This window comes from Arthrobacter sp. E70 (genome assembly GCF_058266945.1).
Genome location: NZ_JBYQFR010000020.1, coordinates 12801 through 37194 on the forward strand (window position 1 = coordinate 12801; position 24394 = coordinate 37194).

A 24394-nucleotide genomic window follows, 5' to 3' on the forward strand; every position below is an offset into this window, starting at 1 on the left:
TCAGACGCAGTTGTGCCCTGTGACGTGGCCTACATATACGAGTAGCCTAACCGCACGAAGTCCAGATACTGGTACTCCGTTGCCAAACCGTGACCGGCGCTGTGAAATGCCCTGCCCAGGTGGCGGAAGTTATGCACGTCACATGCTACTCGCCGGTAGGCCGATCGGCGAATCGGTGCCGTGAACGTTCCCGTGGCGGCCCGGACGCTCCCCTTTTCGGGGTGTAGCCGGCTGCTAGGCGAGCCGCCAGTCCCAAACGTTCCACCACACCCCGAGTGGACCCGGGCTGGTCTTCACGCCCGCTACCCGCGGACTGAAGGCGGTGGTTCCCGGCGTCTGGCACAGCGGCAACCCGTAGGCGTCTTCCCATACCCGTTTATCGATGTCGGCCAGCAGTTCGTCCTGTTTGCCAAGGTCCGTGGTGGTGGCCAGCTGTTCCATGATTTTGTCAGCGTCGGGATTCGAAAAGCCGGTGAAGTTGCTGCCCGCCCCGGTGCGGAAAATTTGCGGAATCCGGCTGACGCCGGCGGCTGTCCCGATCCACCCCGAGATGACGGCGTCGTACCCGCCCCGGGTCTGCGATGCCGCCCAGTCGGCACTGGCCTGCCCGGCGTCGACCACCTGGAAGCCTGCCTTGGCCGCCGAGTCGCGGAGCAGGGAAAACGCCTTGGCCCGGTTGGGATTGTCCCGGTTGTAGAGGACCCGGATGGTGGGCGTGGCACCCTTCAAGAGCTTCCTGGCGGCCTCGACGTCCACCTTCGCGTAATCAGACGAACCGTTGTTCCTGACTGTTTCGTCGTATTTGGGCTGTCCCGGCAGGAACACGTGCGAGTCCAGCGGTTTGGCGTCGGGCACCTGGCTGCCCACCACGGCGTCCACGATCTCCTGCCGCGGAATGGTCTTAAGGAAGGCTTCGCGGACATCCTTATCCGTGAAGGGGCCGGAAAAGTTGAGGTCCAGGTGGTCGTAGCCGGACTGCTTGTACCGCTCCACGGTGACGCCCTGCGCGGACAGGGTGGTGAGCAGGTCGTCGTTTGCAGCGGAAGGCTGCGGCGAGATGATCTCCGCCTGCCCGTTCCGGATGGCGTCAACCGCCGCGGGCACGCCCCCGGTGAACCGCACGTTGATTTCATCCAGCCATGGCTCCTGGCCCCAAACGTAGTCGCGGTTCCGGACCAGTTTCATGGAGACTTCCGGGACAATGTCACGGACGATATACGGGCCGCTGGAGAGGTACAGGGCCGGATCGTCCGGGATGGTCTTCGCATCGAACCCGGTGTTCCAGAAGTCGCTGACCTTCTTCAGGTCCGGGCGCGTCACGGGCTTTTCCGGGTTGCCGCGCGGCGTGTCCTTCAGCAGTTTGACCAGGTCTTCCTCGTCATTCAACCCGCTTTTGGCGGCAACGACGTGGGCTGGCATGCCGACGTCGAAGGCCACCTCCCAGTCCGCGTAGGGTGCGGAATATTCAAGGGTGATGGAGCGGCCGTCTCCCCCCAGTTCCGGGAACACCGTGCCGCCCAGGCCGCTGGTGTCCGACGCAACCGAAAAATACTTGGTGCCCGTGCCGGCGGCGGGGTCGGCATCGTCAAAATAGCCCGAGCCGGCCGCCCAGGCCAGCAGGAGGTCCGCAGCGCCGATGGGCGCCCCGTCGGACCACTTGACGCCCTCGTTGACGGTGTACTTCACCTTAAGCGGCTGGTCGGAGACCTTCTCGTAATGCCCGAACTTGTCGTTCCGCACCACTTTCGAGCTGTCATCGAGGAAGAAGAAGCCCGAGTGGGTGGCGGCGCTGATCTTGGAGTTGATGTCGGTGTTGCCACCGGCGCTGTACGGATTGAACGAGGAGAAGGCGTTGACCTCCGCCACCGTCACGCTGCCGCCGCGTTTGGCCTCACCCACCACCACGGAGGGGGCGCTGCCGCCCGAACAGCCGGAAAGAACCAGGGCAGCCGCCAACGCGGCAATGAGCAACTTCATCAGACGCCGGACCGGCATGCCGCCTCCTAGTGTTTTCCCTCTCCGGAGGGGACGGGGTCGCCACCATGCACGCCCTACAGAGTCAGGATAAGCCGTGCGGGCCGTTAGACGTTGAAGCGGAACTCCACCACGTCGCCGTCGGCCATGACGTATTCCTTGCCTTCGATCCGGACCTTGCCGCGGGACTTGGCCTCGGCCATGGAACCGGCGTCGACAAGGTCCTCAAAGGAGACAACCTCGGCCTTGATGAAGCCGCGCTGGAAGTCGGAGTGGATGACGCCCGCTGCCTGCGGGGCAGTGTCACCCTGCCGGATGGTCCAGGCCCGGGCTTCCTTGGGTCCGGCCGTGAGATAGGTCTGCAGGCCCAGGGTGTGGAAGCCGACGCGGGCGAGTTGGTCCAGCCCGGATTCGTCCTGGCCGTTCATCTCCAGCATCTCGCGTGCTTCTTCCTCGTCCAGTTCCACGAGGTCCGCTTCGAGTTTCGCGTCGAGGAAGATGCAGTCCGCCGGTGCCACGAGGGCCCGCAGCTCCTCCTGCTTTTCCGGGCTGCCCAGGATCGCTTCATCGGCATTGAACACGTAAATGAACGGCTTGGCCGTCAGCAGGCCCAGTTCCTTGAGGTGTTCCATCTCCAGCTTGTCGCTCTTGATGGCGGAGTAGATCGTGTCGCCGCGCTCCAGCACTGCCTGGGCGGCCTTGATGGCGGCGAGTTCAGCGGCCTCCCGCTTCTTGATCTTGACCTCTTTTTCGATCCGCGGGATCGCCTTTTCGATGGTCTGCAGGTCGGCGAGGATCAGCTCGGTGTTGATGGTCTCCATGTCGGAGCGGGGGTCGACCTTGCCGTCCACGTGGATGACGTCGGGGTCATCGAAGACGCGGACCACTTCGGCGATGGCTTCTGCCTCACGGATGTTGGCCAGGAACTGGTTGCCCAGCCCTTCCCCCTCCGAGGCGCCCTTAACGATGCCGGCGATGTCAACGAAGGAGACGGCGGCGGGCAGGACCCGCTGCGAGCCGAAGATACCGGCGAGCTTCTGGAGCCGCGGATCCGGGAGGTTCACGACGCCCACGTTGGGTTCAATGGTGGCGAACGGGTAGTTCGCGGCCAGCACCTGGTTGCGGGTGAGCGCGTTGAAGAGGGTTGATTTGCCGACATTGGGCAGTCCGACGATGCCAATAGTAAGAGCCACGAGGATTCATTCTACCCGCCGCGCCCCTGGAGGCAGTACCGGAGAATGTCACTGCCGGTGATTGTCAGAGCCCCGTGCAACAGTGAAGGCATGGATGCATTTGCGTTGATTCTGGCCCTTTTCATGCTGCTGCTCGGCGCCCTCGCCGGCGCCGCGGCCACCTACTTTTCGCTGCGCAGGAACTCGCGTGCACTGGAGGCTGACTTCGACGAGGTGTCGTCCCGGTTGTCGGAGGTGAACGCCCAGCTGGCAGCGGCCGACGCCGAGCGGCGGCTTTTGGCGGCACAGAACCGCGAGCTGGGTGAAGCACGGTCGCAGGACGGCAGTGTGCTGCGCGCCCTGGCCCCCGTGGCGGAGAAGCTTTCAGCGGTACAGCAGCAGGTGGCGCTGCTGGAGCGCGACCGGGTGGAACAGTACGGCCAGCTCGCGCAGCAGCTGCAGGAGGCCAGGCTGTCAGACGAACAGCTCATCAGGTCCACGCATGCCCTCGAGTCGGCACTGCGGTCCAACAGCGCCCGGGGGCAGTGGGGCGAGGTTCAGCTGCGCCGCGTGGTGGAGGCTTCCGGAATGCTGCGGCATGTCGATTTCGTGGAGCAGGTGCACAGCGCGGGAGGGGACGCCGCCGTGCGCCCCGACCTGGTGGTCCAGCTTCCCGGCGAGAAGCAGATCGTCGTTGATGCCAAGGTGCCGCTCGCCTCGTACCTGGAAGCCCAGGACATGGGGGCCGCCGCTGCCCACCCGGGCCGGCCTGGGCCGCTGCCCGCGCAGGACCGCAGGACCCAGCAGACGCTGCTCGCTGCCCATGCCAAGGCCCTCCGGTCCCACGTGGACTCACTGGGCAACAAGAAGTACTGGGACATCCCCGGCAACTCCCCCGAACTGGTGGTCTGCTTCATTCCGGCAGAGTCCATCCTTGCCGCGGCGCTGGAGGCCGATGCCGGGCTCCTGGACCACGCCCTGTCCAGGAACGTGGTCCTGGCGTCCCCTGGCACGCTCCTGGCAGTGCTGAAATCCGTCGCCTTCACCTGGCGCCAGGACGTGCTGACGGACAGTGCACGGGAGTTGTTCGAGCTTGCCCGGCAGCTGTATGACCGGATGGGAACGCTGGGTGAGAACGTCAGCAAGCTGGGATCCTCGCTGAAGACCGCGGTGGACCGCTACAACGCCATGGTGGGGACCCTCGAAGCACGCGTCCTGCCCACGGCCCGCAAGCTCAATACGCTGGAGGAGTCCGGACTGGTGACGCCCCCCGTAGTGGAAGTGACGCCCCGCGCGCTGGCGGCTCCGGAGCTCCAGGGCGGCGAGGAAGCCGCCTAGAAGAACATGGTTGCAGCAGGGGCCGGACAGTGATCGACTGTCCGGCCCCTGGCGTTGCGGATGTGGTGGTTTGCCCTAGCTGCGGGGCCTGCGCCCGCCCAGTGCACGGCTGACGTCGCCGGCCTGTTTCAGGGTGGCCCGGAGCTCCTTGGGAAGGGAGAACAGCAAGTCTTCCTCGGCTGTAACCACTTCCTCCACGGTGCCGTAGCCGTACTCGGCGAGCAGCCGCAGTACGTCCTGCACCAGGACCTCGGGAACGGAAGCTCCGGAGGTGACCCCCACCGTGGCCACGCCTTCGAACCAGGATTCATCCACCTCGTTCGCAAAGTCGACGCGGTAGGACGCCTTGGCGCCATACTCCAGGGCGACTTCCACCAGGCGGACGGAGTTCGACGAGTTGGCCGAGCCCACCACGATCACGAGGTCTGCCTGCGGCGAGATCTTCTTGATGGCCACCTGGCGGTTGGTGGTGGCGTAGCAAATGTCGTCACTGGGCGGGTCCTGCAACGTGGGGAACCGTTCCTTCAGCAGCCGCACCGTCTCCATCGTCTCGTCAACGCTGAGCGTGGTCTGCGAAAGCCAGATGACCTTTTCGGGGTCGCGCACGGTGACCTTGTCCACCTCGTGCGGGCCGTTGATGATCTGGATGTGTTCGGGAGCCTCGCCAGAGGTTCCTTCCACTTCCTCATGGCCGTCGTGGCCGATCAGCAGGATGTCGAAATCGTCCTTGGCAAAACGGACGGCCTCCTTGTGCACCTTGGTGACCAGCGGGCATGTGGCATCGATGGTGCGGAGCCCGCGGCTCTCGGCGGATTCCACTACTGCCGGGGAAACGCCATGTGCGGAGAAGATCACCAGGGCGCCTTCGGGGACCTCATCCGTTTCGTCGACGAAGATGGCGCCTTTTTCCTCGAGCGAGCTGACCACGTGGACGTTGTGCACGATCTGCTTGCGGACGTAAACCGGCGGCCCATAGTGTTCCAGCGCTTTTTCGACCGCGATCACAGCCCGGTCCACCCCGGCGCAGTATCCGCGGGGGGCGGCCAGCAGCACCTTCTTGGGTCCGTTAATCGGGGCTGCGGCGGCCACGTCCTCCGGCGAACGGCGCCTGCGGGGAATGGTGGGCATCGAAAGGGATACAGCCGAGGAGGTCATTGCTCCATGCTACCGGCTCGTCCGCGGCCGCATCCGGCGTGCGAACAACGTCACAATGCCCGCCGCCACCAGCACTCCGCCGATGATTGCGGCGGCGGCAGTCCACCCCTGGAAGTCCGCGGCGGCCGCAGCCACAAATTCGTCACGGAACATGTTGGCCACGGCATTGCCCGTGTCAGTGGCCACCGCCCGCGCCGCGCCCAGTTGCGAGCCAAGCGCCCAGAGAGCTGCCACAGCAAGCGCCCCTACCCCGGCGGCCAGGAGCACGGTCCCGCGCCGGCGTGCCGCGACGAGAGCCAGCAGGAAGGCGATGCAGGACCCGAGGGCCAGGATGTAACCCATGGGCGCGTAGGTCGCCAGCTGTTCCGCCCACTGCCGCTGCGCGGGCTGGCCGACGTTGATCAGCGTTTGCGCCGGCGGATCGAGAGGCAGACCGGTGGCACGGGAGATTTCCCCGGAGCCGAGGGCGACCAACGGTGCGACGTCGAGGGTCAGCGTCGAGGCGGCGCTGCCGCCGGTGGACTCCGCGGCTTGGTCCGGGAAGCTGAGGCGGTGGCTTTTGCGCAGTGTTTCCTCCCAGGCTGCCGGATAGCCTGGCGACCCGGTCAGCGACTCTGCCGCCTTCTCCAGCATGGGCTCGACCAGGCCGGACAGGAACCCCGGGACGGCTTCGGTATCGATGGTTCCCACCGCGGCAGAGGCCAGTTTCTTCTGGAACTCGGAGTCCTTGCCCAGGGGTCCGGCGAGCCGGACGAACCCGTCCTCCTGGACAATGGTCCGGTCCACCCAGATGGCGGGTACCGCTACGGCGGCCAGGAGGAGGCCGAGCACGGTGGCAACGGCAGAAACAAATGTGCGCACAGCAGGTCCTTTGGGGTTGATGGCGGTAAAACCATCCTAGGCAAGGTTGGCCGGCGGCCGCTGTCAGTCCCCCGTGCTAGACGTTATGGATAAGGTTGATTGACCGCCCACGACAGTCGAAGGACCCCATGCCCGCAGTTCCAGCCCAGCAGGGGCAGCCGCATGTCTGAGCAGGCGTCCCTTCCCGGTACCCAGCCCACTACCCTGCCCGCCACTGCCGCCGAGACCAGCCCGGATAACCCGTGGCCGCTGCAGTTGCTGTCCCAGAAGCTGAAGGCCCACATCGACCGGACCCCGTCCGCGTGGGTGGAGGGCCAGGTCATCGAGCTGAACCGCCGCGGCAGCAATGCCTACCTCACCCTCCGGGACGTGGACGCGGAGGTGTCCTTGCCGGCGTCGGTCTGGACCAAGGTACTGGAACGGCAGAACCTTCCGCTGGAGCGCGGATCGCGGGTGGTGGCGCTGCTGAAGCCGGAATTTTGGCTGAAGACCGGCCGGCTCAACATGCTCGTGCGTGATATCCGGCCGGTGGGCCTGGGCGACCTCCTGGCCCGGATCGAGCGGCTGCGCCAGGCCCTGGCGGCCGAAGGCCTGTTTGCCGACTCCCGCAAGAAGCCCCTGCCGCTGCTGCCGCACCGCATCGGCCTGATCACCGGCCGGGACTCAGATGCGAAAAAGGACATCCTGCGGAACGCTGCCCTGCGATGGCCGGCTGTCGAGTTCGAGATCCGCGAAGTGGCCGTCCAGGGCAATACGGCGGTGGCGCAGGTTGTCCGCGCACTGCGCGAGCTGGACGTGCGGCCCGAGGTTGATGTCATTGTCATCGCCCGCGGCGGAGGCGCGCTCGAAGACCTCCTGCCGTTCAACAGCGAGGACCTCATCCGGGCCGTTGCCGCGGCCGCCACGCCGGTAGTTAGTGCCATCGGGCATGAGGCGGACCGGCCGCTGCTGGACGAGGTCGCGGACCTTCGTGCCTCAACCCCCACGGACGCCGCGAAGCGCATCGTCCCGGAAGTCTCCGAGGAACTCGCCGGCGTCCGGCAGGCACGCGAGCAGCTGCGCCGCTGCATGGAACGGCTGGTGGACCGCGAAGCGGACCGGCTGGCGTCCCTGCATTCCCGGCCTGTCATGGCGGCGCCGGAAGGTTTGGTGACCGTCCGGGTGGAGGAAATCGAGCGGCTGCTGCGCCGCTCCTCCGCGGCGGCGAACTCAACGGTGGTGCGTGCCGCCGACCAGCTGGAGCACCTGAAAGCCCAGGTGCGCGCACTCTCGCCCCAGAAGACGCTGGACCGGGGGTACGCCGTCGTCGAACTGGCCGGAGACCAGGCCGCCCGGATCGCCGAGGCCGGACACGCCGTGGTCCGCCGCCCGGCCGAAGCCCCCGCGGGGGCTGCCCTGTCGATCCGCGTGGCGGAAGGCCGCTTCGGTGCCACCTCCACCGGTGAGCTGCACCCAGGAAACCCAGACCATCACCAGGAAGTGGAAGAGAAAGCATGACAGAAGAAAAGCACGGGTCCGACGTCGCGGCCCTCAGCTACGAGGAAGCCCGCGAGCAGCTCATCGCCGTAGTAGGACGGTTGGAGGCAGGCGGGGCGAGTCTTGAGGAATCCCTGGCCCTGTGGGAACGCGGAGAGGCCTTGGCCGCGCGCTGCGAGGAATGGCTGGAGGGCGCACGCAAGCGCTTGGCAGCCGCCCGCGACCAGCCGCTCTAAATCGTCAACAGCACCGTCCCCAACAGCGCGTCGGTCAGGAGCGGGCCACGAGCTCCCGTTCGGCGGCAACGTCGAATTCCGCCTTCGGCCACTTCAGGTTCAGGCATGACAGGGCGCCGAGCAGCAGCTGCTGGACGGCGATCCGGGCGAACCATTTCTTGTTGGCCGGAACAACGTGCCAGGGCGCGGTCGGCGTGCTCGTTTCCTCAATCGCGGCCTGGTAGGCGTCCATATAGTCGTTCCAAAAGGCGCGTTCGTCCAGGTCACCGTGGCTGTATTTCCAGTGCTTCGCCGGGTTGTCCAGACGGGCCAGCAGCCGTTGCTTCTGTTCCTCCCCGCTGATGTGGAGCATCACCTTGACCACCGTGGTCCCGGAATCCACCAGCCTGGCCTCGAACTCGTTGATGGCGACGTACCGCCGCTTGATCTCGTCCGGGGTGGCCCAACCGTGGACCTTGTGGATCAGGACGTCCTCATAGTGGGAGCGGTCGAAGACCCCCACCATCCCTGCTGCCGGCACTTCCTTCTCGATCCGCCACAGGAAGTCGTAGGACTTCTCCTCGTCCGTGGGGGCCTTGAACGCCTTGAACTGGACGCCCTGCGGGTTCATGGCGGCCATCACGTGGTTGACGATGCCGCCCTTGCCCGCGGTGTCCATCGCCTGCAGGATCAGCAGGACCCGCTTCTTGCCGCCGAACCGGGATTCGGCAAACAATTTTTCCTGCAGCCCGGACAGTTCGTCATCCATCTCCGTCAGCAGCAACTGGCCGTCCGCCTTGCTTCCGCTGTAACCGGGCGTCGAATCGGGGTCCACCGCCGCCAGGGAGAACCCCTCGCCGGCACGAAGGGTTTCAGCGGGATGCTGGTCGAAACCAACGATGCGGGCCATGGCAGTCCTTTCCCCAGGGGTACGCGGACCCGGCGGGGCCCGTGAGCATAGGCTAGTTCCCCTGGTACCGGCTGAGGAAGTCCCCCATCCGGCCGATGGCCTCCTCGATGTCCTTGACGTTGGGCAGCGTCACCATGCGGAAGTGGTCGGGGCGCACCCAGTTGAAGGCGCGGCCGTGGGAGACCAGGATCTTCTGTTCCCGCAGGAGGTCGAGGACAAACTTCTCGTCGTCACGGATGTGGAAGACCTCCGGGTCAAGGCGGGGGAAGAGGTAGAGGGCACCCCTTGCCTGCTGTGTGCTGACGCCGGGAATGGCGTTGAGCATGTCGTACGCCTTGTTGCGCTGCTCCAGGAGCCGGCCGCCCGGGAGGATCAGGTCGTTGATGCTCTGGTAGCCGCCCAGTGCAGTCTGGATGGCGTGCTGGGCGGGCACGTTGGCGCACAGCCGCATGTTGGCCAGGAGGTTGATGCCCTCGAGGTAGTCCGCGGCGTCCTTCTTGGGCCCCGAGATTGCCATCCAGCCGGCGCGGTAGCCGCACACCCGGTAGGCCTTGGACAGTCCGCTGAAGGTCAGGCACAGGACGTCGTCGCCGGTGAGCTTTGCCAGGTTCACATGGACGGCGTCCTCGTACAGGATCTTCTCGTAAATTTCGTCCGCGAAAATCACCAGGCCGTGTTTCTCGGCAAGGGCCACGATCCGCTTCAGGGTGGCCTCCGGGTAGACGGCCCCGGTGGGGTTGTTCGGGTTGATGACCACGATCCCCTTGGTGCGCGGGGTGATCTTCGCTTCCATGTCCTCAAGGTCCGGCTGCCAGCCCGACTCCTCGTCGCACAGGTAGTGCACCGGCCGGCCGCCGGCCAGGGCCACGGACGCGGTCCACAGCGGGTAGTCCGGGGTGGGGATGAGGACCTCGTCGCCGTCGTCCAGCAGCGCCATCAGGGACATGGTGATCAGTTCGCTGACGCCGTTGCCCAGGTAGATGTCGTCGACGTGGATGTTCTGGATACCGCGGGTCTGGTAGTACTGCGAGACTGCGGTGCGGGCGGAGAAGATCCCGCGCGAATCGCTGTAGCCCTGTGCGTGCGGCAGGTGGCGGATCATGTCCACCAGGATGGCGTCCGGCGCTTCGAACCCAAACGGCGCCGGGTTGCCGATGTTCAGTTTCAGGATCCGGTGACCCTCCGCCTCCATCTGCTGGGCGGCCTGGAGGATCGGTCCACGAATGTCATACAGGACGTTGTTGAGCTTGGTGGACTGCCGGAATTCTGCCATCCCTCAAATATGCCACAGGAAGGATGGACGGCCGTTGAGACCTCCGCCACACGGACGACGGCGGCTGCGTACCTTTGCAAGTCCGGCAGCCGCCGTCGTCATCACCTGCCTGTCGCCTGCCCGGGCAGGTGGGGACCCGGGGCCCCTACTTGATGATCCCCTTGTCCTTCAGCCACGCGGTGGCTGCCGCCTTGGCATCCTGCTTCTGACTGCCGCTGACGGCCCGGTTCAGGTTGATCAGATCGTCTGTGGTGAGGGCGCTCGAGACCGAGTTGAGCGCCTGCTTTGCCTTGTCCGTGACCTTTGCCTTGTTGTACAGCGGAAGGACCTGCTGGGCGATGAAGTTGTTCTTCGGGTCCTCCAGCACCACGAGGTCGTTGTCAGCGATTGACGGCGTGGTGGTGTAGATGTCGGCCACCTGCACCTTGTCCTCCAGCAGGGCCTTGAGGGTCACAGGGCCGCCGCCGTCGCTGAACGGCTCCAGCTTCTTGGGCTCGCAGTTGTAGTTCTTCTTCAGGCCGGGCAGGCCGTACGCGCGCTCGGCGAAGGTGGCGGGGGCCCCCACAACGATCTCGCTGCAGACCTTTGCCAGGTCCTCGATGGACTTGAGCTGGTATTTCTCGGCCGTCGCCTTGGTCACCACCATGGCGTCCTTGTCCTCGGCCTTGGACGCATCCAGCACGGCGAGACCGTCCGGCAGCTTGCCGGGCAGCGCCTTGATGATGTCTCCCGCGGAGACCTCGGTGGCTTCCTTGTCCACGTACAGCAGCAGGTTGCCGCTGTAGTCCGGAACCACGTCCACGGACCCGTCCTGCACGGCCTTGAAGTAGACCTCGCGGGAGCCGATGTTGGGCTTGGTGGTGGCGGTGATGCCGTTGGCGTTCAGGGCGCCGGCGTACAGCTCAGCGATGATCTGGCTTTCCGGGAAGTCGGCAGAGCCCACCACCAGGGAGGTTGCCTCCCCGGAAGCACCGCCGCTGGGAGCAGGTGTATTGCTCAGCGGGTTGGACGAACCGCCGCAGGCGGACAGCGCCATTGCCAGGCCCAGCCCTGCGGCGAGGCCCCCGAACATGCGCCTGCCAAGGCGCGGGGGACGGCTATCTTTCATGACTTACCTCCTTGTACGACAGTCTCCGCAACTACGGGGTCTGTGAGATCGACCGCAGCCTCCTGGCTGCGGTGGGACTGCTGTGAGGCCGCTGGTGTCAGGAACAGCCTCTGGAACAGGGACAGGACGAGGTCGACGGCGATCGCCAGCACGGCGATGAGCAGTGATCCTCCCAGCATCTGGGGGAAGTCGCTGAGGACGAGGCCGTCGAAGAGGTAACGCCCCAGGCCGCCGAGATTAATGTAGGCGACGACGGAAACGGTGGCGATCACCTGCAGCAGGGCGGTCCGGAAGCCGCCGAACATCACGGTCAGAGCGTTGGGCAGCTCGGCCTTGAAGAGGACCTGCAGTTCGGTCATGCCCATGGCCCGGGCGGCGTCCACCACATTCCGGTCCACGCTGGAGATTCCGGCATACGTGCCGGCGAGGAGGGGCGGCACGGTGAGGATGACCAGCGCCCAGACCGGTGGCATGAGCCCGATGCCGGCCAGGAGCACGAACAGCGTCAGCAGGCCAAGGGTGGGCAGGGCCCGCAAGGCCCCCGCCAAGGCGACGACGGCAACCCTGCCCTTCCCGGTGTGCCCGACGAACAACCCGACAGGAACGGCGATGGCGGCGGCGATGAGCATCACCAGGCCGGTGTATTGGAGGTGCTCGGCGAGGCGGACGGGAATGCCCATGGAGCCGGACCAGTGCTCCGGCTCACCCAGCCACGCGAAGGTATCGGCGAAGACATTGCTCACGGGTTTTCGCCTCCGGTCCGGGGCGCGGCCAGGGGCGGGACTGTCGGCCCGACGCTCGCGCCCTCACCGGCCGGGCGTTGCCGCCGGCCGGCCCGCTCCCACGGGGTGAGAAGCCTCTCCAACAGGACCAGGACGGCGTCCATCAGCAGGGCGAGGACCAGGATTGCCACGATCCCTACCACCACCTCGGTGACGAAATCCCGCTGCAGGCCGTCGGTAAACAGCATGCCGAGGTTCCCCACGCCCAGCAGCGCGGCAACGCTCACCAAAGAGATGTTGCTGACCGACACCACCCGCAGGCCGGCGAACATCACCGGCAGCGACAACGGCAGGTCCACCTGCACGAACCGGGCCAGCGGCTTGAACCCCATGGCCTGGGCGGCCTGGCTGATGTCCGCATCGACGGAATCGAAGGCGTCCAGCGCGGCACGGACCAGCAGGGCCACGGCGTAGATAGTGAGGGCCACCACCACGTTCAGGGGGTCCAGGATGCGGGTCCCGAGGATGGTGGGCAGGATGATGAAGAGCGCCAGTGAGGGAATGGTGTACAGCAGGGACGAAGCCGTCAGCACCACCGAACGGAGCGCAGCGTTCTGCCGCGCCAGCTGGGCCAGCGGGATGGAGATCACCAGCCCCAGGACCATGGGAACGAGCGCCAGCACCAGGTGCTGGCCGGCGCGCTCCAGGACCATGCCGCTGTTGGCCAGGAACCACTCCATCAGAGGGCAGCCTGCCGCAGCTGGCGCGCTTCTTCGATCAGCGCCAGGACCTCTCCGCCGCGGATGATGCCCAGCACCCGGCCCTCGGCATCTACTGCAACACCGAGGCCCGACGGTGAAGACAGCGCTGCGTCCAGGGCGCGGCGCAGGCTCTCCCCCGGACGGAAGAGCGACCCGCCGGGCACGAGCTCCGTTTCGGTGCCGGGCGCTGACCAGCCCATCGGGCGCCGCTCACCGTCCACCACCAGCTGCCAGCCGCCGGCAGCTGTGGAATCGGACTCCCAGCCATTGGCACCGCGGATGATCGTGGGCACGGGGTGGAGCGTCACGCCGTCGGACGCCGTGAATCCAAGGTGCCGGAAGCCGCGGTCCCTGCCCACGAAGGAGGCCACGAAGTTGTTGGCCGGAGCCCGCAGGATTTCCTCCGGAGTTGCGTACTGCGCCAGTTTCCCGCCCGTGGCGAAGACCGCCACCTTGTCGCCAAGGGTAGTGGCCTCGTCGATGTCATGGGTCACGAAGACGATGGTCTTGGCCAGGTCCTTCTGGAGGCGCAGCAGTTCCTGCTGGAGCTCATCGCGGACCACGGGATCCACGGCACTGAAAGGTTCATCCATGAGGAGGATTGGCGGGTCTGCGGCGAGAGCGCGGGCCACGCCGACGCGCTGCTGCTGGCCGCCGGAAAGCTGCGATGGGTATCGCTTGCCCAGCGTTTGTGCCAGGCCCACCACGTCCAGGAGCTCTTCTGCCCGCTTTCGCGCCTGCCCCTTCGGGACGCCGTTCAGCCGGGGCACCGTGGCGATATTGTCCAGCACGGAGCGGTGCGGCAGCAGCCCCGCGGACTGCATCACGTAGCCCATGGAGCGGCGAAGCTGCGCTGCCGGGACCGTGGTGACGTCCTTGCCATCCACGGTGATGGTTCCGGACGTAGGCTCCACCATCCGGTTGATCATGCGCAGCGAGGTGGTTTTGCCGCAGCCGGAGGGCCCCACGAACACGGTGATGGCACCCTTGGCGATGGACATCGTCAGCCCGTCCACGGCGGGCTGGCCGCCCGGGTACTGCTTGGAAACGCTCTGGAACTCGATCATCGCCTGGTCCATGATGCGCCACTTACCTGTTCTGTTGGACGGGCCTAAAGCACCGCGACATTGTCATCAGCACGCTGTTAGTTACGGTAACCCAAACAGCCGCAGGCTTCACCGGATACGGGGCCAATCCGTGCAAAGGAATCCCTACTGTGACCATTCGGAGCCCGCCCGTGCATGGATGGGCCGGAGCGGCGGCCGGGCAGGCTGGACAGGCCTAGAGTGGGTGTGTGACCAACTTGGAAATAGCTCCCCAGCAGGAGGTCTGCCCCCCGGCCTCCGCGAACGGAAATCCCGGACCTTGCCTCCAGCTGTGGCCCGAACGCGAGGTGCCGCTGGGCGGGGTGCGGGCCATGAATGTGAAACGGACCCTGCCGCAGCGCGGCCTGCCCACCATCGGGGCCTGGTGCTTCCTGGACAGTTTCGGACCGGACCGGACAGCCATGTCCGTCCTCCCCCACCCGCACATCGGGCTGCAGACGGTGACCTGGCCGCTGGCCGGGAACATCCGGCACCGCGACAGCGTGGGCAGCGACGTCGTGGTGCGGCCCGGTGAGCTGAACATCATGACCGCCGGGCACGGGGTTTCGCACTCGGAATTCGCGGTTCTTCCGCCAGCCGGCGCCGAGCTGCCGGTGCAGCGCGGCCTCCAGCTTTGGGTGGCCCTTCCCGACCGGCACCGGCACCGGCAGCCCGCCTTCGAACAACACCGGGCCCTGCCGGTGGCGAGCGGCGAGGGTTTCACGGCCACTGTCATGGTGGGCGAGTTTGCCGGCGCCGTATCCCCGGCCACCATGTACTCACCGATCGTGGGAGCGGACGTCTCCTGCGGGGGCGCCGGCGTGTTGCCGCTGAACCCGCGCTTTGAGCACGGCATTCTGGTGCTCGACGGCGGCCTGGCGGTGGACGGGCAGGACCTGCCCGCCGGACCGCTGGGCTACCTGGGCACCGGCCGCAGCGAGCTCCCGATCCAGGCGCTCCCCGGTACCCGTTTCCTGTTGATCGGCGGTGAGCCGTTCGGTGAGGAGCTGCTGATGTGGTGGAACTTCGTGGGCCGTACGCACGATGAGGTGGAACAGGCCCGGGACGAGTGGGAAGCCCAGGCGGGCCTGTCGGATGCCGACACCGCTGCCGCCCGCTACGGTTTAGTGCGTGGGCATGGCCCCGGTGCGGGCGCGGAGGCAGGCCGCATCCCTGCGCCTCCGCTTCCCGGGGTCCGGCTGACGCCCCGCAAGCGCGCAGTGGATTAAGCGCGCAGTGGATTAAGCGGGCCCGGCGACCAGTTCCAGCACGCCGAACACGGGCTCCTGGTCCAGGACCCTGACGTCCGTGATGCCGGCGGCGGCCAGGTTCCGGCGGAAGGACTCCTGCAGCGGCGCGACATTCATGCCCAGGCCGCCGCCCAGGATCACCGGCCCGTCGAGGCCCAGCTGGCCCAGCACCTGTTCTGCCAGCGCGGCAAGGGCTTTTCCGGCCTGCTCCAGCAGCGCGGTGCTGTCCTGGTGCCCGGCGGCCGCTGCCTCCACCACGTGCCGCGCCTGCTGCGCCCAGAACCGCCTGCCCGTTTCCGGCGAGTGGAACAAGGCGATGAGCTTGTTCGGATGGTCCAGCCCGCAGGCTCTCAGCAGGGCCGCGGTGAGCTGGTCGATCGGCAGGCCCTGGTTCATCCGGCGCAGGCTGTGCCGCACCGCTTCCCGGCCCAGCCAATACCCGCTGCCTTCGTCACCGAGCAGGTACCCCCATCCTCCGGCCCTTGCCTCGGCTCCGCCGGCGTTCCGGCCCCAGGCTGCCGAGCCCGTTCCCGCGATCACGGCGACTCCCGTGCCGGCGCGGCCGGCGGCCAGCAGCAGGCGCGAATCGTGGACAACAGTGACCCTGGCGTCCGGGACGAGGGGCTGGATCAGGGCGGCCAGGGCCGCCGCGTCCTCGTCCGTGTCGATTCCGCCGGACCCGGCGTACACCCGTGCCACGGGTCCGGCGCCGATCCGGGCGAAAAGGTCCGCCAGGTTTCGGGCCGCTTCCTCCCGGGTGACGTTCTGCACGTTGGAGCTGCCGGCGGATTCATCTGCTACCGGGATGCCGTCCTCGAAGCGGACCCCGTGCGTCTTGGTGCCGCCGATGTCCAGTCCGATGGTGATGCCCTGCAGCGGGCCGGAGCGGGGTGCGCTGTTGGTTCCGGCGGAGGCTGCGGAGGGGTCCTGGGTGTTTGTCGCGTCAGTGTTTGCCACGTCACAAGGGTACTTGGCCCGCGCTCCCGCGGCTGCGCAGCGTGGCGGGTCCCGCCGTCGAACGTTCACTGCGGCAGGCGGTTTCCCTGCCTGACCAGGCCCGCCAGCAGCCCCGGCCCCTCGTTGGCCACCAGCTCACGGAAAAGCCGTACGGCCACCGGTTCGTTTTCCGGCTTCCGCCGCCGCCAGCTGACGCCGACCGTCCGGAAGGCCAGCGCCGAATCCAGCGGCACTTCCACCCACCCCAGGTTCCCCGTTTCCGGCCGCACCAGGCGCCCGGGAGCGTCGCCGCCCGGCGGAAGGATGCTGACGCCCAGGCCGGCGGAGACCAGGCCACGGACCGTGTGCGAGTCCTGGCTTTCGAAGGCGATGCGGGGGCGGTACCCCGCCTCCCGGAAGAGCGCATCGGTGAGCGAGCGCAGCCCGTAGCCGGGCTCAAGCGCGACGAAGGGCTCGCCGCGAAGGTCCGCCAGCCGCGCCGCCCGCTGCCGGGCCAGGGGATGGCCGTGATGCACCACCAGGCGGAGCGGTTCCCTGTATAGCGGGGCTGTCCCGAGGTTTTTCCCAGGTGCCGCCACGGGCGCCGTCAGGGCCAGGTCAGCCTCTCCGGACGCAAGCTCCGCGAGGCAGGTGCTGCGCGCACCCTGGCTGAGCCGGAACTCGGCCCCGGCGTGCCGTGCCCGGAAGGCACTGATCAGCAGGGGCAGGGTGGACTCGCCAAAGGTGTGCTGGAAGGACACGGAAATCCTGCCCCGAACAACCTCCGACTCGTTGCGCACCAGGTCCAGGCCGGCCTGGAATTCGGCGAGCGCCTGCCCAATGTAGGGCAGCAAGGTGCGGGCGGCAGGGGTGAGCCGGACGCCGCGGCCGTCCCGCACCACAAGTTCGGTCCCGACGGCGGCACTCGCCCGGGCCACCGCCCTGCTCACTGTCGACTGGGGTACTCCCAGGAGTTCCGCTGTCTCGGTTACGTGTTCGGTGCGGCCGAGCTCGGCCAGTACCGGCAGGAGCGGAAGGAGCTGCGCCAACTGTTTCCGGTCCGGCTCCACGACTGCTCCCCTCCGGCTAATCATCCTCCTGCGCTATCAGTTTTGCATGAATTATGCATTGGAAGCATCCATAGCCGTGGGTCTACGCTGGCGGAATGCCGCAGAACGCAGCCCCAGCCGCCCATGACGCCCTGCCCCGCTGGGTCGGGCACGCCAAGGGGTCCCGCGCGTACGGGCGGATACTTGCCGGCTTGTCATGCGCCGGCGTGGCCACCTTCGCGCAGCTCTACTCCACCCAGGCCGTCCTGCCGCTGCTGGCCGCCGATCTGGACATCACGGCCGCGGAGGCCGCCCTGACCATCTCCCTGGCCACCGTCGGGCTGGCCGCCACCGTGATCCCCTGGTCCTTCCTGGCTGACAGGATCGGCCGGGTCCGCGCCATGATGTGGGGCATCTGCGCTGCCACGGTCCTGGGGCTGATGGTCCCCTTGGCCGGGACTTTCGGCATGCTCCTCACGCTGCGGTTGCTCGAGGGGATGGCACTGGGCGGCATCCCCGCGATTGCCATCGCCTACCTCAACGAGGAGGTGACCAAGGCGCATGCCGCGTTGGCAGCGGGCAGCTACGTTGCCGGAACCACCCTCGGCGGCCTGGCCGGACGGCTTGTGGCAGGCCCGGTGGGCGAGCTCTGGGGCTGGCCGGCTGCCGCGCTGGCCGTGTCCGTCCTCGCTACCCTTGCGGCCGCGGCGTTCCTTGTCCTGGTGCCCAAGGCCCGCGGCTTCGCTCCTGCCCGGGCCGGCGGCCTGCGCGCCGCGCTGGGCACCCTGGCAGGGCATGTGCGCAGCATCCGGCTGCTGGCGCTCTACATCCAGGCCTTCCTGATGATGGGTGGCTTTGTCGCCATCTACAACTACCTCGGCTTCCGGCTCTCCGGGGCACCGTTCGGCCTCCCGGCAACACTGATCAGCCTGATCTTCCTGGCCTACCTGTCCGGCACCTTCTCCTCCCGCTGGGCGGCGGGGCTGACGGTCCGGTTCGGGCGGCGGAACGTGCTGCTGGCAGGGCTGGCCCTTGCCACGGCCGGTCTCGCGCTCACCCTGACCCCGTTCCTGGTCCTGATCCTCTCCGGACTGGTGGTCTTCACCGGCGGCTTCTTCGCCGCGCACAGCATCGGGTCCGGGTGGACCGGCGCTATCGCCAGCACCGGCCGCGCCCAGGCTGCGTCCCTCTACAACCTGGCCTACTATCTTGGCTCCAGCATCTTCGGCTGGGCAGGCGGCCTGCTCTTCCAGGCCTGGGGCTGGAATGCCCTGGCGGGGGCCGTCATGGTCCTGGCCTGCCTCACGGCGGCGACGGTCGCCGTCGTCCATCCAGCGACGGAACCCGCAGCAAACTGACGCCTGTCACAGCCCTGAACTATTCCTTGAAGGTCACGGGAAGGAAGGGCCGGAAATTCGGCGGAAGGTGCCCTGCGGCACCGGTTGAAACCGATTCTGCGGTCTAGGATGAACAGAGGACCGTTGGAAGGAACCGCAGTGAGCACGAACGCCAGGAACGGCAGGCCAGGGCAGCACCTGGAACCGCTGGACGCCATCGATGAACGGCTCCTGGCAGCCCTCGTGGCGGACGCGAGGATTTCCAACAAGCAGCTCGCCGAACTGGTGGGCATCGCGCCCTCCACCGCCCTGATGCGCACCCGCGCACTGTCCGAGCGCGGCATCGTCCAGGGCTACGAGGCGAAACTCAGCCTGTCCGCCATCGGCAGGTCCGTCCAGGCGCTGGTGGCGGTGCGCCTTCGTGCCCACGACCGGGACCAGATCGACCGCTTCACCGCCCGCGTGCCGCACCTGCCCGCCGTACTGTCGACGTTCCACACCTCCGGCTCGGTGGATTACCTGCTGCACATTGCCGTTGCAAGCACGGAGGACCTGCGGGACTGGGTGCTGGACAACCTGGCCACGGACCCCGTGGTCGGCCACACCGAAACCACCCTGGTCTTCGAACACATCCAGGGCAACCACGGGCCACTGCCGGATTGAGCCGTCTGAGCGCCTGGCTGCCTAGGCTGGCCGCCGCCTGACTGCCGCTGCCATGGTCACGGCTGACAGCACCAGTGCCGCCGAGCCGCACACCAGCACGAAGCCCTGCACGGCAGCCGGCACCCCGAACATCCCGCCCGCCCAGCCGAGGCCCAGCACCGGGACGGCGCTGCCAAGGTACGTGATGACGTAGACGGTGCTGATGATCTGCGCATGCCGGGCGGGCTCCACTTTCGCGGCCACCTCGTTGAAGACCGTGCGGAAGGCCACTCCCTGTCCCAGCCCCGCCGCCGCAGCAGCCGCAACCAGCAGCAACGGGCTGTGCCAGGTACCGGCTGCACCGAGCAGCATCACGGACACGCCCAGGACGGCCAGCCCGGCAGGCACGGCCAGCCGGCCCCGCACGCTCACCAGCTGGCTCAGCGCCGAGGCCCCCAGCGGCAGGCCGGCGAGCACGCCCACCAGCGGGCGGGACTGCGTGTCCAGGACCTGCGCGAAATAGCCGGGGGCCAGCGAGAGGCAGAAACCGAACACGGCAAAGCTGAGGAAGCCGACGCCGGAGGCCAGCCAGAATGCGCCCCTCGCCTGGCGCGAAACGGACGGGCGGCGCGGAGCAAGCGCGTAGAGGGGCCGCGACGGTGCCGGCAGCATGATCGCCGGCCGGGCCCGGATCAGGTAGAGCGGAACCAGCAGCGCTGCGAGGAGGACCGAGTGGATGTAATAGGGGGCGGTGGTGGCGCCGGGAAGCAGCGACAGCAGTCCGCCGATCACGGGTCCCGCAGCCACTCCCCCGGAGGATGCCAGCAGCGTGAAGCGGGACGCCCACTCAGGGCGGGAAGGCAGCAGTTCCCGCAGGGCAGCGGCGCTGGCACCGGTTGCAAGGGCCACGGCCGTTCCCTGAAGCGCCCGGCCGGCGCACAAGGCGGCCAGGGTCTGCGCTTCGGAGAAGATCCATCCTCCGGCCAGGCCGGTGAGCACTGCAACCAGGAGAGCAGCGCGCCGCCCGATGTGGTCGGACCAGTGGCCGGCCAGCAGCAGCGTGGCCACCAGCGCCAGCACGTAGCTCGCAAAAGCACCCGTCACTTCGAGGCTGGACAGTCCCAGGCTGATCTGCAGCAGCGGGTACAGCGGGGTGGCCAGGTTGGCGCCCACCAGGAGCATGAAGATGACCGCACCGGCCATGACCAGCCTTGCTGTAGTGGAAGCATCCCAGCCTGCGGCTGCAGCCGTTGCCGGACGCATTCGCAGTTCGCTGAAGACCGTCATGGTGCCGCCTTAGGAGTGGCCGCGGCGGGTCGTCCTTGTGGGAGCCCTTCGCGGATGGATCTATGATGATTCAAGAATGCGGGAGGACTGCCTGATTCGTCTGTTCTTGGGCTCGTAATTGCGCAGAACCATCAATTCTTGCCTGCCCACATGATGGAGAGTGACGATTTTGAACAAGCTGGACCCCACGGACCTGAAGATCCTCCTGGCCCTGATCAGGGACCCCCGCATCCAAATCGGTGAGCTCAGCGAGGCGCTGGGTATTGCGCGCAACACCGCCCAGTCCCGCGTGCGCCGCCTGCTGCGGGCCGGGGTGCTGCGACCGGGTGGCCGCGAAGTGGACCTTGAGGCCGTCGGGTATGACGTGGTGGCGTTCGTGACCATCGAAGTTTCGCACCGCGAACTGGACGGCGTGGTGGCGGCTCTGCGGCTGATTCCGCAGGTCCTTGAAGTCCACGAGATTTCTGGGCGCGGCGATGTGTGGTGCCGGGTGGTTGCCACGGACACCCACAACCTTCAGGCGTCCCTGCGCCAGGTCCTGAGGATAAAGGGGGTCATCCGCACCGAGACGGTCCTGGCACTGCACACCCATATCCCGTACCGGACGGAGCCCCTGATCAGCGGCCTGAGCAGCACCGGCCAGTAGGATTTCCAGAATGACCATCATCGACAACGCCGTGTACGTCAACGGCGTGCGCCACGCCGAGCCTGAAAGCCTGGAGCAGACCTTTGAGACTTTGGCCCGGCACGGCGGTATGGCCTGGATCGGACTGTACCGGCCGACGGCGGACGAGATGGCGGCGGTGGCAGCAGAGTTCGGCCTGCACGGCCTCGCAGTCGAGGACGCAGTTTCAGCCCACCAGCGGCCCAAGCTGGAGCGCTACGACGACAATTTGTTCACGGTGCTGCGTCCCGCCCGGTACCTGGACGCGAGCGAAACGGTGGAATTTGGTGAACTCCACGTCTTCACCGGCAAGAACTTCGTGGTGACCGTACGCCATGCTGAAACGGCCGGGGTGGCCCGGGTGCGGCAGCGGCTTGAGGCACGGCCGGACCTTCTGCGGCACGGACCCGAGGCCGTGCTGTACGCGCTGCTGGACCGGGTGGTGGACGACTATGCGCCGGTGGTGGCCGGGCTCGAGAACGACATCGACGAGATCGAGGACCAGCTTTTCAGCGGTGATTCGGCCGTATCCCGCCGCATCTATGAGCTTGCCCGCGAAGTGATCCAGTTCCAGCGGGCCATCCACCCCCTGCCGGAGATGCTGGACCAGCTGAAGCGGGGCTTTGAAAAGTACGGCGTGGAGACCGAGCTGCGGCACAACCTGCGGGACGTTGAAGACCACGTTGAACGGGTGATTTCCCGGGCGGATTCCTTCCGTGACCTCCTGCAGAACGCCCTCACCCTGGACGGGACGCTGACCGCCAACAGGCAAAACGAGGCCAGCGCCGAACAGAATGAGCAGGTCAAGAAGATCTCATCCTGGGCGGCGATCCTCTTCGCGCCGTCTTTCGTGGCCGGCATCTACGGCATGAACTTTGACCACATGCCGGAGCTGCACTGGGCCTTCGGCTATCCGATGGCGCTTGGGCTGATGGTGGCAACGGGCGCGCTTATGTACGCGATCTTCAAGAAGAAGGGCTGGATTTAGGGGGCCATCCAACGGCAAGCCGCACGCGGGCGTTCCCTGCGGCGTGCACGAGCACCGAGACCGCCAGGAAGGCGCCGAGGACTTCGGCCGCGATGCCGAACACCCTCGCCCAGCCGCCCTCGCGCGTGGGGTCCAGGAAGTCGTATACGTACCATCCGTCGAGGCCCCCGCGGACCCACGAAAACACCAGGAATGCCGCGGGGTAGCCCAGCCAGGCCAACGGCCGCCACCAGGGGCCGCGGACCGTACGGGTAACGAGGAGCCAGTCCAGTGCCACCATCAACGGCGCCAGGCGGTGGTGTGCCAGTTGGGGCCAGTAAAGGTCCCAGCTCCACCACGGCTCATCGGGCGGCGCCACCAGCACGATGTAAATGATGCCCGTCATGACCAGGTACAGGACCAAAGCACCGAACAAATGGTCCCACCAGCGCGGCAGCCTGCTCCGCGGCCGCAACCCCGAGGCGAGCAGTACAAGCCCCAGGACAAGGTTGCCCTGGACAGTGAACTCCGAATACAGCTGGGGAATGTCGACGTCGTTCCCCGGCAGGGTCGCGTCAAGAGTCTTCTGTATGAGCGCGGCGAGAACAAAGAGTCCGACCAGGATCCGGATGGCACGAACCCATGGGCGATCGGGGTGAAGGGCATTGTTCGCGGCGAAGTTACGGCGGACCGGCGGTACCGACGGACTGGGGCCGCCGGTACGTTTTGTGAGGCTCATGAAGCAAGGGTGGCGGGATTTGACGGCCCCCGACAGAGTCCTTTGGCAGTCGCTATGCCGGCCAGTACTCCGTGTTCCGGCTCAGACGCTGGTCCTTCGCTTGAGCCAGCCCCAGACGCCGGTGGCGACGAAGAGGATAAGGCCGATGATCGCGAGCCAGAACAGGCCCTTCACGACAAAGCCCACGATGGACAGGATGAGCCAGATGACAAGAAGTCCAATAATGATTCCCATGGGCTCACTCTAGGCTGGTGGGAAGGGGTTGGCCCGCTCATCAGGCTGCGTTTCGCCTGGGCGGAGGAAATGGATGGCTGGTGGAGCTAAGGAGATTCGAACTCCTGACCTCTTCGATGCGAACGAAGCGCTCTACCAACTGAGCTATAGCCCCGGAACTGGCCGCAGCCTGCAAAGTTTCCCGGCGGCTGCGGATCCGGTGTCCCTAGGCTACAAATTTTCCCGGCGCAACGCCAATCGGCGCGCTTGTCGACGGCGGGGTCCCCTGCGGGAGCCTACGCGCGGCGGCGCTGCAGGACGTCGTCGAGGTTGCTCAGGGCCCGCTGCGCCTTGGTGAGCTGCTGGGCCTCCGCAGACGCCACCGCTTCCGCCGACGGGGCCCCGGCCGCACCCTGCCTCAGGGACGGCTTGCCCACGGCCTTGGGAGCCTCCGGAAGCTCCAGCGGTTCGGGAGCGGGACGCTCGGCCTTCGCGGCTTCCACGTAGACGGGCTTGGGCACTTCCACCGGCTCCCAGGGAGTGCCGGCAACACCATTGTGGGCGACGGCGGCAGCGCCCGGCCTGACGGCGGCGGCACTGGGATCACCGGCGGCAACGGCGACGGCGAGGGCTGCTTCGCGCAACTCCATGGCAGTCAGGGGCTTAACTTTGGGTTCGCCAGCCTCGGCGTCGAACAGCGGGCTTTCCCGACGGGCAGGTGCCTGCCCGGGTTTCGGCGGAGCAGCCGGCGCTGCAACATCCGGACGGCGGGCCGGGGCTGCACTCATGGCGGAGCGGAACGCGGCGTTTACCTTCGCCTTGCGGTCGCGGACGGCGAGCCAGCGCAGCACCGCTACCGACGCCGGAGTCAGCACGGCGCACGCCACCGGCAGGGCGGGTGATCCCAGCCCGAAGGCCAGCAGCACGCCGGAGATGAAGAGGGTCACCAGGGACAGAAGTCCCACGAGGGCCAGGGCAGTGCGGCCGTAACGGATACGGAACCGGGCCGGAGGTGCAGTGCTGGCAGCACCGGCAGCGGGCGCGGCACTCTTCCTGGGTTCCATGGCTTTCTCCTGCTGGGCGGCGACGTTCATTACCAGGCCGGCTGGCTGGTCCGGCCGTTCCTCGGCCTGCGTGTCCGCCAGGAAGTCACCGGCGGGCTGGAACTGGTGCCGGCGGTTCCGGAGGACGTAAGGGGCAACCCAAACAATCCAGAGCACGACGGCAACCACGAGGATCACTGAGCTGCTAAGGGGGAAG

The 24394-nt window shown here is 67.1% G+C and carries 24 protein-coding genes and 1 tRNA gene; 8 read left to right on the forward strand and 17 right to left on the reverse strand.

Annotated features, from left to right (window positions below; all coding sequences use genetic code 11):
- Positions 1-234: 234 nt before the first annotated feature.
- A complete protein-coding gene (locus AC3IMC_RS19035; RefSeq protein ID WP_490920348.1) occupies positions 235-1995 on the reverse strand; it encodes an ABC transporter family substrate-binding protein in 1761 nt (586 codons plus the stop codon).
- An 86-nt stretch (positions 1996-2081) separates the two neighbouring features.
- Entirely contained in the window at positions 2082-3167 is a 1086-nt protein-coding gene (ychF, locus tag AC3IMC_RS19040; protein WP_221386571.1) for a redox-regulated ATPase YchF, read from the reverse strand.
- Between the two features lie 90 nt (positions 3168-3257).
- On the opposite strand from ychF, the gene AC3IMC_RS19045 reads away from it, so the two are divergent.
- Entirely contained in the window at positions 3258-4484 is a 1227-nt protein-coding gene (locus AC3IMC_RS19045) for a DNA recombination protein RmuC (protein WP_490920349.1), read from the forward strand.
- Positions 4485-4559: 75 nt separating this feature from the next.
- Here AC3IMC_RS19045 and AC3IMC_RS19050 read toward each other — a convergent pair whose 3' ends face one another.
- Together AC3IMC_RS19050 and AC3IMC_RS19055 are read right to left on the reverse strand one after the other, a co-directional pair.
- A complete protein-coding gene (locus AC3IMC_RS19050; RefSeq protein WP_490920350.1) occupies positions 4560-5639 on the reverse strand; it encodes a 4-hydroxy-3-methylbut-2-enyl diphosphate reductase in 1080 nt (359 codons plus the stop codon).
- Between the two features lie 9 nt (positions 5640-5648).
- Positions 5649-6500 (reverse strand): hypothetical protein, encoded by an 852-nt coding sequence (locus AC3IMC_RS19055; RefSeq protein ID WP_490920351.1) that lies wholly within the window; start codon positions 6498-6500, stop codon positions 5649-5651.
- Between the two features lie 162 nt (positions 6501-6662).
- On the opposite strand from AC3IMC_RS19055, the gene xseA reads away from it, so the two are divergent.
- Positions 6663-7997, forward strand: coding sequence for an exodeoxyribonuclease VII large subunit (gene xseA / locus AC3IMC_RS19060; protein ID WP_490920352.1), 1335 nt, complete (start codon positions 6663-6665; stop codon positions 7995-7997).
- Positions 7994-8212, forward strand: a complete 219-nt coding sequence (locus AC3IMC_RS19065) for an exodeoxyribonuclease VII small subunit (protein ID WP_490920353.1) — start codon at positions 7994-7996, stop codon at positions 8210-8212. Before xseA ends, AC3IMC_RS19065 begins: the two co-directional genes overlap by 4 nt.
- A gap of 34 nt (positions 8213-8246) precedes the next feature.
- Here the strand turns inward: AC3IMC_RS19065 and AC3IMC_RS19070 are convergent, their stop codons facing one another.
- The 6 genes from AC3IMC_RS19070 to AC3IMC_RS19095 all read right to left on the reverse strand — a co-directional run bounded on the left by AC3IMC_RS19070 (position 8247) and on the right by AC3IMC_RS19095 (position 14044).
- A complete protein-coding gene (locus AC3IMC_RS19070; protein WP_490920355.1) occupies positions 8247-9101 on the reverse strand; it encodes a polyphosphate kinase 2 family protein in 855 nt (284 codons plus the stop codon).
- A 52-nt stretch (positions 9102-9153) separates the two neighbouring features.
- Positions 9154-10374 carry a pyridoxal phosphate-dependent aminotransferase gene (locus AC3IMC_RS19075; protein ID WP_454486409.1) on the reverse strand — a complete coding sequence of 407 codons (1221 nt, stop codon included), beginning with the start codon at positions 10372-10374 and terminating at the stop codon, positions 9154-9156.
- 145 nt (positions 10375-10519) lie between these two features.
- The gene (locus tag AC3IMC_RS19080; RefSeq protein ID WP_490920356.1) at positions 10520-11482 is read right to left on the reverse strand and encodes an ABC transporter substrate-binding protein; all 963 of its coding nucleotides are present in this window, start codon (positions 11480-11482) and stop codon (positions 10520-10522) included.
- On the reverse strand, positions 11479-12225 hold the full coding sequence (locus AC3IMC_RS19085; protein ID WP_490920357.1) for an ABC transporter permease: 747 nt from the start codon (positions 12223-12225) through the stop codon (positions 11479-11481). Before AC3IMC_RS19085 ends, AC3IMC_RS19080 begins: the two co-directional genes overlap by 4 nt.
- The gene (locus tag AC3IMC_RS19090; protein ID WP_490920358.1) at positions 12222-12944 is read right to left on the reverse strand and encodes an ABC transporter permease; all 723 of its coding nucleotides are present in this window, start codon (positions 12942-12944) and stop codon (positions 12222-12224) included. The genes AC3IMC_RS19085 and AC3IMC_RS19090 overlap by 4 nt, the downstream gene beginning before the upstream one ends.
- Entirely contained in the window at positions 12944-14044 is a 1101-nt protein-coding gene (locus AC3IMC_RS19095) for an ABC transporter ATP-binding protein (protein ID WP_490920359.1), read from the reverse strand. Before AC3IMC_RS19095 ends, AC3IMC_RS19090 begins: the two co-directional genes overlap by 1 nt.
- A gap of 215 nt (positions 14045-14259) precedes the next feature.
- Here AC3IMC_RS19095 and AC3IMC_RS19100 point away from each other — a divergent pair, with 215 nt between their 5' ends.
- Positions 14260-15279: a pirin family protein gene (locus AC3IMC_RS19100; RefSeq protein ID WP_490920360.1), complete on the forward strand. Its 1020-nt coding sequence runs from the start codon at positions 14260-14262 to the stop codon at positions 15277-15279.
- 12 nt (positions 15280-15291) lie between these two features.
- Here AC3IMC_RS19100 and AC3IMC_RS19105 read toward each other — a convergent pair whose 3' ends face one another.
- Both AC3IMC_RS19105 and AC3IMC_RS19110 read right to left on the reverse strand, forming a co-directional pair.
- Positions 15292-16167 (reverse strand): N-acetylglucosamine kinase, encoded by an 876-nt coding sequence (locus tag AC3IMC_RS19105; RefSeq protein WP_490920400.1) that lies wholly within the window; start codon positions 16165-16167, stop codon positions 15292-15294.
- 155 nt (positions 16168-16322) lie between these two features.
- Positions 16323-17306 (reverse strand): LysR family transcriptional regulator, encoded by a 984-nt coding sequence (locus AC3IMC_RS19110; protein ID WP_490920401.1) that lies wholly within the window; start codon positions 17304-17306, stop codon positions 16323-16325.
- A gap of 95 nt (positions 17307-17401) precedes the next feature.
- On the opposite strand from AC3IMC_RS19110, the gene AC3IMC_RS19115 reads away from it, so the two are divergent.
- Positions 17402-18643, forward strand: a complete 1242-nt coding sequence (locus tag AC3IMC_RS19115; protein WP_490920362.1) for an MFS transporter — start codon at positions 17402-17404, stop codon at positions 18641-18643.
- A 138-nt stretch (positions 18644-18781) separates the two neighbouring features.
- Positions 18782-19285 carry an Lrp/AsnC family transcriptional regulator gene (locus tag AC3IMC_RS19120; RefSeq protein WP_490920364.1) on the forward strand — a complete coding sequence of 168 codons (504 nt, stop codon included), beginning with the start codon at positions 18782-18784 and terminating at the stop codon, positions 19283-19285.
- Between the two features lie 21 nt (positions 19286-19306).
- Here AC3IMC_RS19120 and AC3IMC_RS19125 read toward each other — a convergent pair whose 3' ends face one another.
- Positions 19307-20551, reverse strand: coding sequence for an MFS transporter (locus AC3IMC_RS19125; RefSeq protein WP_490920365.1), 1245 nt, complete (start codon positions 20549-20551; stop codon positions 19307-19309).
- Positions 20552-20720: 169 nt separating this feature from the next.
- Here AC3IMC_RS19125 and AC3IMC_RS19130 point away from each other — a divergent pair, with 169 nt between their 5' ends.
- On the forward strand, positions 20721-21197 hold the full coding sequence (locus AC3IMC_RS19130) for an Lrp/AsnC family transcriptional regulator (RefSeq protein WP_490920402.1): 477 nt from the start codon (positions 20721-20723) through the stop codon (positions 21195-21197).
- A 10-nt stretch (positions 21198-21207) separates the two neighbouring features.
- On the forward strand, positions 21208-22203 hold the full coding sequence (gene corA, locus AC3IMC_RS19135) for a magnesium/cobalt transporter CorA (protein WP_490920366.1): 996 nt from the start codon (positions 21208-21210) through the stop codon (positions 22201-22203).
- Here corA and AC3IMC_RS19140 read toward each other — a convergent pair.
- From AC3IMC_RS19140 to AC3IMC_RS19155, 4 genes are all read right to left on the reverse strand, one after another.
- Complete coding sequence (locus AC3IMC_RS19140; RefSeq protein WP_490920367.1) at positions 22181-22921, reverse strand: Pr6Pr family membrane protein; 741 nt, start codon at positions 22919-22921, stop codon at positions 22181-22183. The genes corA and AC3IMC_RS19140 overlap by 23 nt on opposite strands.
- An 81-nt stretch (positions 22922-23002) precedes the next feature.
- The gene (locus AC3IMC_RS19145) at positions 23003-23155 is read right to left on the reverse strand and encodes a hypothetical protein (protein ID WP_490920369.1); all 153 of its coding nucleotides are present in this window, start codon (positions 23153-23155) and stop codon (positions 23003-23005) included.
- Positions 23156-23233: 78 nt separating this feature from the next.
- Positions 23234-23309 (reverse strand) — tRNA-Ala (locus tag AC3IMC_RS19150).
- A gap of 121 nt (positions 23310-23430) precedes the next feature.
- Positions 23431-24375, reverse strand: a complete 945-nt coding sequence (locus AC3IMC_RS19155) for a hypothetical protein (RefSeq protein WP_490920404.1) — start codon at positions 24373-24375, stop codon at positions 23431-23433.
- Between the last annotated feature and the right edge of the window lie 19 nt (positions 24376-24394).